A 7,784-nucleotide genomic window follows, 5' to 3' on the forward strand; every position below is an offset into this window, starting at 1 on the left:
TCAGCCGAGGATGCCCCGGTCGTAGCCGACGGCGACGGCCGCGGCCCGGTCCTTGGTGCCGAGCTTGGCGAAGATGTGGGTGAGATGGGTCTTCACGGTCGCCTCGCTGATGAAGAGTTCGGCGGCGATCTCCCGGTTCGTCGTGCCCTTCGCCACCAGCACCAGCACCTCGCGCTCCCGGGCGGAGAGGGAGGCGTCGGCGGGGGCGGCGGGAGTACGGACCCGGGTCATCAGCCGGGAGGCGACGGCGGGCGACAGGACGCTGCGCCCGTCGGCGGCGGCCCGGACTGCGGCGAACAGCTCCTCGCGCGGGGCGTCCTTGAGCAGATAGCCGGTGGCGCCCGCCTCGATCGCGGGGAGCGTGTCGGAGTCGGTGTCGTACGTCGTCAGCACCAGGACCTGGGAACGGACCCCGCGCCGGGTCAGCTCGGCGATGGCCGCCACTCCCCCGCCGCCGGGCATCCGCAGGTCCATCAGGACGACGTCGGGGTCGTGGCGTTCGACGACAGCGAGGGCGTCGACGCCGTCGGCCGCCTCGCCGAGGACGTCGAAGCCCGGTTCGGCGGTGAACATGCCGCGCAGGCCGTCGCGGACGACGGGGTGGTCGTCGACGAGGACGACGGTGATGGTGCGGGCGGGAGTGCGTTCGAGGTTCTCGGTCATGGCAGGGCCACCGTACGACTTGGTCACCCGTGCCGGACCAGCGGCACCCTGGCGGAGACCGCCGTGCCGCCGCCCGGTTCCGACTCCACCTCCACCGTGCCCGCGATGCGCTCCGCGCGGGCCCGCATGCCGCCGAGGCCGAAGCCGCCGGTGCGGTCGGCCTGTGCGGGCGCCGAGGGGTCGAAGCCGCGGCCGTCGTCCCGTACGTCCAGGGTCAGTTCGTCGTCCATGAAGGAGAGCGTGACGCCGACCCGGGAGGCCCCGGCGTGGCGGCCCGCGTTGGCCAGGGCCTCGCCCGCGATGCGCAGGAGGGTGGCGGCGACCTCGTCGTGGACCGGTTCGGCGGTGCCGGTGACGGTGAAGTCGGCCCGTACCCGGTGCTGTTCGGCCCAGCTGGCGACCGTCTTCTCCAGGGCGCCGGTCAGCTCGTCGTGCTCCAGGGCGACGGGGGTCAGGTTGTGGACGGAGCGGCGGGCCTCCCCGAGGCTGTGGCGGGCCAGGGCGGCGGCCCTCTCCAGGTGGACGCGGGCGGTCTCAGGATCGCGGTCCGTGACGGAGGTGACGACCTGGAGCTGGGCGATGATCCCGGCCAGGCCCTGGGCGAGGGTGTCGTGGATCTCGGCGGCGAGCCGGCGCCGCTCGTCGTCGACGCCGGCCTCGCGGGCCTGGACGAGGAGCTGGGCGTGCAGCGCCGCGTTCTCCGCCATGGCCGCTTCCAGCCGGAGGTTGGTGCGCTCCAGCTCGACGATGGTCGTGGCCTGGATGCGGGCCTTCTCCTCCTCCCGCATGCCGACCTGCCAGAAGAAGAGGGCGAGGGTGGCGTTGACGACGTACAGCACCGCGAAGGCGACCCAGTTCATCAGGGAGGCGGGCGGCAGGCCTCCGCTCTGCGAACCGGCCAGGGTGACGGCGGTGGTGAGCAGCCCGACGCGGACGAAGCGCTTGGGCAGCAGGGGTTCGACGTCGAAGTAGCTGAGCGCCGCGTAGACCGCGAAGAAGGGGTTGAGCCAGGACAGGGCGAAGGCGAGGGCGCTCCTCACGGTGTAGTAGGCCACCGCGGCCGGGGCTCCCGGAGCGGTACGCGGGCGGGCCCGGCCCCACCAGGCCTGGAGCCCGTACGCCGCGACGGCCAGGGCCCCGGCCGCGTACATCTCGGTGCGGGTCATGATCAGGTCGGCGGCGACGGCCCCGACCAGGACGGAGAGGGTGAGGACGGCGTAGGGCCCGTACCGGTAGAACTGCTCCCAGCGCTGCTCGGCCGTGACGGCGGTCGCCGGTCCCGGCACGTAGGGGGCGCGGCGGGGCGAGGGCGTCATACGGGCAGTCTCCCCCGGCCGCACCGGGTCCACCACGGCCGCCCCCGCCCCGCCCACGCTCACTGCCACCGGAACACACGGCTCGCGGCGACGCCCATCGCGACGGTCCACAGGGCGACGGTCCCGAGGTGGATCCAGCCCGGCCAGCTCCCGGACGCGGCCTGCTCCAGCGCCTGGGAGGCAGCTCCGAACGGCGTGATCTCCACGATGCGGCGCAGGAGGTCGGGCATCGCCTGGACGGGCAGCCAGACCCCCGCGGTGAACATCATCACCAGGTAGGCGCCCGAGCCGACCGCGGTGGCCGCCTTCGCCGTCCGGGACAGGGCGCAGATCATGGCGCCCAGGGTCAGCGCGGCGGCGGCGGCGAGCAGCAGCGCCAGCAGGTAGCCGGCGAGCTGTCCGGGCAGCGGGACCCCGTAGGCGGTGCGGCCGACGACGGTGACGAGGAGCGCGGAGCCGAGGCAGGCCGCGCCGTGCAGCAGGACCTGGGCGGCGAGCAGGGCCGAGGGCCGCACCGGGGTGGCGGACATCCGGCGCAGGACGCCGCGCTCGCGGTAGGCGGTGAGGACCGGCGGCATCGCCTGGATCCCCGCCGTGATCATGGCGAGCAGGATCGAGATGGGGACGTACAGGTCGATGACGCGCCGTCCGCCGAGGTCGTCCTGCGCTTCCTTGAAGGCGGGGACGAAGCCGAGGATCACCAGGAGGACGGAGGGGAAGGCGAAGACCCAGAACAGGCTGCCCGGTTCGCGGAGGAAGAGCCGGGTCTCGGCGATCAGGACGGCCGCCGCGGGGGCGCGTCGCCGGGCGGCACGGGGACCCGGGGTGGTGGCCGGGGCGATGGCGGTCTCGGTCTGCATGTCAGGCGTCCTGTCCGGTGAGATCGAGGAAGGCTTCGTCGAGGCTGGTCTCGGTGATGCGCAGCCGCCGGGCGGTGACGCCGAGTTCGGCGAGCAGGGCGACGAACGGGGTGACCGTCTCGTCGGTGCCGTGCAGCGTGAGCGTCCCCTCGCGGTCGGGCGGGGTCACGGACGCGACGCCGGGAAGCGCGGTGAGCCGGGTGAGGGCGGGGCCGGTGAGCGCCCGGGAGGGCACGAAGGAGATGACGGTGGAGCCGGTGGCCCGCCGGATCAGGCCGGCCGGGGTGTCCAGGGCGACGACCTCGCCCCGGTCGATGACGGCGATCCGGTCGCAGAGGCGCTGGGCCTCCTCCATGAAGTGGGTGACGAGCAGGACGGTCACCCCGCCGTCGCGGATCTCCTCGATGAGCTGCCAGGTGTCGCGGCGGGCCCGCGGGTCGAGGCCGGTGGTCAGCTCGTCGAGGACGACGACCTTCGGGTCGCCGATCAGGGCGAGCGCGATGAACAGCCGCTGCTTCTGGCCGCCGGAGAGCTGGGCGAAGCGGGTGGGAAGCTTCTCGTCGAGGCCGAGCCGGGCGGCGAGCGGGCGCCAGTCGACGGGGGCCGGGTAGAAGGAGCTGTAGAGCTCCAGCGCCTCCCGTACGGTCAGTTTGGCCTGGAGCTCGCTCTCCTGGAGCTGGGCTCCGAGCAGGTGCGTCACGCGGTCGTGGTCGGCGACGGGGTCGAGTCCGGCGACCTTGATCGTGCCCGCGTCGGGGATGCGCAGGCCCTCCACGCATTCGACGGTGGTGGTCTTGCCCGCCCCGTTGGGACCGAGGATGCCGAAGATCTCCCCCTCGTCGACGGAGAAGGAGACGCCGTCGACCACGTGGCGGCCCGCGTAGGTCTTGCGCACCCCGTTGACTTCGATGATTGCCATGTCCCCCAGGGTTCCGGCGGGCGACGTCGGGCGGTATCCGTCATCACGCCCGACGTCGCATCAACCGATCGGCTGACCCCGGGGTACGACCTCCCTCTTCGGCACGGGAACGGGGCTCCTCCGGCCGAAATCGGGAGGACCGATGTCAGTGGTGAAACGTAGAGTCGGCCCTGATGCCCGAAAAGCCTGCAGAGCACACGGACCGGTCCGCCGTGCGCTCCCTCCTGCGTCTGTGGCCCTATGTCCGCCCGGTACGGCTCCGCCTGTTCACCGCCGCCTTCGTGGCGGTGCTGGCGTCCTGTCTGTCGCTGGTGATCCCGCTGATCCTGAAGTGGATGGTGGACGGGCCCGTCGCCGACCGGGACCCGGGCGGCGTCTGGCTGGGCGCGCTGTACCTGCTGCTGCTCGGCATCGCGGAGGCCGCGCTGTTCGGGTTCCGGCGGTGGCTGGTGGCGCGTCCGCTGGCCGGGGTCGAGGCGTCGATGCGGGCCGACCTCTACCGCCATCTGCAACGGCTGCCGGTGGCCTTCCACGACCGGTGGCCCTCGGGCCAGCTGCTGTCGCGCGGTACGACGGACCTGATGCTGCTCCGGATGTTCCTGGCGTTCCCGCTGACCTTCCTGGTCGTCAACGCGGCGACGATCCTGGTCGGTTTCCTCATCCTGTTCGCCCAGGACTGGTCGCTCGGGCTGGTGCTGCTGGCTCCCGCGGTGCCGCTGGTCATCCTGTGCTCGGTGTTCGAGACGAAGTACTCGCTGGTGGCGCGCAAGGCCCAGGACCAGGTCGGTGATCTGACCACGGTCGTCGAGGAGAGCGTGCTCGGCATCCGGATCGTCAAGGGCTTCGGCCGCCACCGCAGCCAGGCGCTCGCCTTCCGGGCGCTGTCGCAGCGGCTGCGTACCACGGAGCTGGGCAAGGCGCGGCTGCTCGCCGGGATCTGGGCGCTCATCACCGCCATCCCGGAGCTGGCGATCGGGGCGGCGCTGGTGCTCGGCACGATCCAGGTGGCGGACGGCTCGCTGTCGGCGGGCACCCTGGTCGCCTTCCTCTCCACCGCGCTCGCGCTGCGGTGGCCGGTGGAGTCGATCGGGTTCCTGCTGGCGATGAGCCAGGAGTCGGCGACCGCGACCGACCGGTACTTCGAGGTGATGGACGCGGCGGAGGAGGAAGGTGCGGCGGCCACCCGAAAGGACGCGCCGGACGCGCCCGCCGGGATGGTGTTCGAGGGCGTGGAGTTCCGCTACCCGGACGCGGAGCCGGGCTCCCCGCCGGTCCTCGCCCGGATCGACCTGCGGGTGCGGCCCGGCGAGACGATGGCCCTGGTGGGCGGTACGGGCTCCGGCAAGACGACGCTCACCGCGCTGGTCCCCCGGCTGCACGAGGTGACCGGCGGGCGGATCACGCTGGACGGCGAGGACATCGCCACGATGGAGCGCTCGCGGCTGCGGGAGCTGGTGTCGGTGGCGTTCGAGGAGCCGACACTGTTCTCCGCGACGGTCGGCGAGAACGTGCTGATGGGCGCCGAGGGCGCGGACGAGGACCAGGTGCGGCGGGCGCTCGCGGTGGCACAGGCCGACTTCGTCCACCGGTTGCCCCAGGGCCTGGACACCGAGGTCGGCGAGCAGGGCCTGAGCCTCTCCGGCGGCCAGCGCCAACGCCTCGCCCTGGCCCGGGCGGTGGTGGGCCGGCCGCGCTTCCTGGTGCTGGACGACCCGCTCTCGGCGCTCGACGTGCACACGGAGACGCTGGTGGAGGCGGCGCTGCGCCAGGTGCTGGAGGAGACGACGGCGGTGGTGGTGGCGCACCGCCCCTCGACCGTGATGCTGGCGGACCGGGTGGCGCTGCTGTCGGAGGGCCGGATCACGGCGGTGGGCACGCATCAGGAGCTGCTGCGGTCGAACGCGGAGTACGCGTGGCTGATGTCGGGGGCGGAGCCGCACGGACCGGCCACAGGATCCGGACCCGGCACGGGCTCCGGACCCGCCGCCGGTCCCGCCCAGGCCGACGTGCGGCCCGTCACCGCGGGCCCCGGCCCCGTATCCACCGAGTCCCCCGCCCCGCAGGTCCCCGCCGAGGAGGGCAGTTGCCGATGACCACGACCACCGACGACGCCGCGCGCACCGCTTCCGGTGACGACGACGGGCCGGAGCCCGGCCGGACGGCCCAGGCCCGGGTCACCGCCCCGGACGGCGCCGGCGACCCCTTCGACCAGGACGACCTGCCCGCGCCGCGCGGGGCGACCCGGGCGCTCCTGCTCTCCCTCCTGGCGCCCATGCGCGGCCGGGTGGCGGTGGCCGCGCTGCTGCTGGTGCTCCAGCAGGCGGCGGTGCAGGCGGGGCCACTGCTGGTGGCGTACGCGATCGACAGCGGGGTCCCGGCGTTCCGAAACCACGACTACGGGCCGCTGATCGCCGTCGCGATCGGGTACGCCCTCTGCTCGGTGGGCGCGGGCGTGCTGCAGTACGCGTTCATCCGGGGCTCGGCCCGCATCAACCAGGACGCGCTGCTGGACCTGCGCGGCCGGATCTTCCGGCACGCCCAGACGCTGAGCGTGGACTTCCACGAGCGCTACACCTCGGGGAGGCTGATCTCCCGCTCCACCACGGACGTCGAGTCGTTGCAGGAGCTGCTGAGCGAGGGGCTCCAGGAACTGATCACCGTGGTCCTGTCGTTCGTGTCGATCGGGCTCATCCTGCTCTGGCTGGACCTCGGCATCGGCGGGATCGCCGTGCTCTCCTTCGTGCCGCTGTACCTGCTGGTCCGGCTGTACCGGCGGCGGGCGGCCGTGGTGTACGGGGCGCGGTCGACGGCGATCGCTTCGGTGATCGTCAAGTTCGCGGAGACCATGAACGGCATCCGGCCGGTCCAGGCGTTCCGCCGGGAGCGGTCCAACGACGCCGCGTTCGCCTCGCTCAACCACGTCCACGAGCGGCGCAACGGTGACGCGCTGCTGGAGATGGCGCGTTATGTGGTCGGCTCGCGGCTGGTCGCGAACACGGCGGTCGCCGGGATGGTCCTGTGGGGCGCCTACCGGGTGGCCGACGGGACGCTGGCGCTCGGCATCCTGGCGGCGGCGGTGCTGTATCTGCGCCGGCTGTACGACCCGATCGACCGGCTGGGGATGTTCCTCAACTCCTACCAGTCGGCGGCGGCCTCGCTGGAGAAGATCGCCGGCCTGCTGGCCCAGACCCCGACGGTCCCGGTGCCGGCGGACCCGAAGGAGCTGCCGGCCCGCTCCGACGGCCACCCGGGCCGGGAGGTCGTCTTCGACGGGGTGCGGTTCGCCTACCGTACGGGCGGCGAGGTGCTGCCCGCCTTCGACCTGCGCATCCCGGCGGGCGCCACGGTGGCGGTCGTCGGCTCCACGGGCGCGGGCAAGTCGACCCTGGCCAAGCTGCTGGCCCGCTTCTACGACCCGACCGACGGCCGGGTCCTGCTGGACGGGGTGGACCTGCGGGACCTGGCCACGGCCGAGCTGCGCAAGGGCGTCGTGATGGTGACGCAGGAGGCGTTCCTGTTCTCCGGGACGGTCGCGGAGAACATCGCGATCGGCCGCCCGGACGCCACCCCGGACGACATCGAACGGGCGGCGAAGGCGATCGGCGCGCACGACTTCATCGCCGCGCTGCCGGAGGGCTACGACACCGACGTACGCAAGCGGGGCGGCCGGATCTCGGCGGGCCAGCGCCAGTTGGTCGCCTTCGCCCGCGCCCTGCTGGCGGACCCGGCGGTCCTGATCCTCGACGAGGCGACCAGCTCCCTGGACATCCCCGGCGAGCGGGCGGTGCAGCGCGCCATGGACACGGTGCTGCACGGCCGCACAGCGGTGGTGATCGCCCACCGGCTGTCCACGGTGGAGATCGCGGACCGGGTGCTGGTCATGGAGGGCGGGCGCATCGTGGAGGACGGCGCGCCCGCCGAACTCATCGGCGGCGCAGGGCGGTTCGCGGGGCTGCACCGGACGTGGAAGGACAGCCTGGTCTGAGGGTGACGGCGAGGGGGGTGCCGCTGCCCGGCCGGGCGCCT

At 73.3% G+C, this 7,784-nt stretch carries 6 protein-coding genes; 2 read left to right on the forward strand and 4 right to left on the reverse strand.

Annotation, left to right across the window (positions count from 1 at the left end; translation table 11 throughout):
- Genes ABZ154_RS22535 through ABZ154_RS22550 form a run of 4 tightly spaced genes read right to left on the reverse strand, consistent with a single transcriptional unit; the run spans window position 1 to window position 3,758 of the window.
- Entirely contained in the window at window positions 1-663 is a 663-nt protein-coding gene (locus ABZ154_RS22535) for a response regulator transcription factor (RefSeq protein ID WP_356835264.1), read from the reverse strand.
- A gap of 23 nt (window positions 664-686) precedes the next feature.
- Window positions 687-1,979, reverse strand: a complete 1,293-nt coding sequence (locus ABZ154_RS22540; protein ID WP_356835266.1) for a sensor histidine kinase — start codon at window positions 1,977-1,979, stop codon at window positions 687-689.
- Between the two features lie 59 nt (window positions 1,980-2,038).
- On the reverse strand, window positions 2,039-2,839 hold the full coding sequence (locus ABZ154_RS22545; protein WP_356835268.1) for an ABC transporter permease: 801 nt from the start codon (window positions 2,837-2,839) through the stop codon (window positions 2,039-2,041).
- Between the two features lies 1 nt (window position 2,840).
- Window positions 2,841-3,758: an ABC transporter ATP-binding protein gene (locus ABZ154_RS22550; protein ID WP_356835270.1), complete on the reverse strand. Its 918-nt coding sequence runs from the start codon at window positions 3,756-3,758 to the stop codon at window positions 2,841-2,843.
- 173 nt (window positions 3,759-3,931) lie between these two features.
- On the opposite strand from ABZ154_RS22550, the gene ABZ154_RS22555 reads away from it, so the two are divergent.
- Both ABZ154_RS22555 and ABZ154_RS22560 read left to right on the forward strand, forming a co-directional pair.
- Window positions 3,932-5,851: an ABC transporter ATP-binding protein gene (locus ABZ154_RS22555; protein WP_356835272.1), complete on the forward strand. Its 1,920-nt coding sequence runs from the start codon at window positions 3,932-3,934 to the stop codon at window positions 5,849-5,851.
- Complete coding sequence (locus ABZ154_RS22560; RefSeq protein WP_356835274.1) at window positions 5,848-7,743, forward strand: ABC transporter ATP-binding protein; 1,896 nt, start codon at window positions 5,848-5,850, stop codon at window positions 7,741-7,743. Before ABZ154_RS22555 ends, ABZ154_RS22560 begins: the two co-directional genes overlap by 4 nt.
- The last annotated feature ends 41 nt before the right edge of the window (window positions 7,744-7,784 follow it).

The sequence above is a fragment of the Streptomyces sp. NPDC006261 genome, assembly GCF_040613515.1.
In the GTDB taxonomy this organism is placed as follows: Bacteria; Actinomycetota; Actinomycetes; order Streptomycetales; family Streptomycetaceae; genus Streptomyces.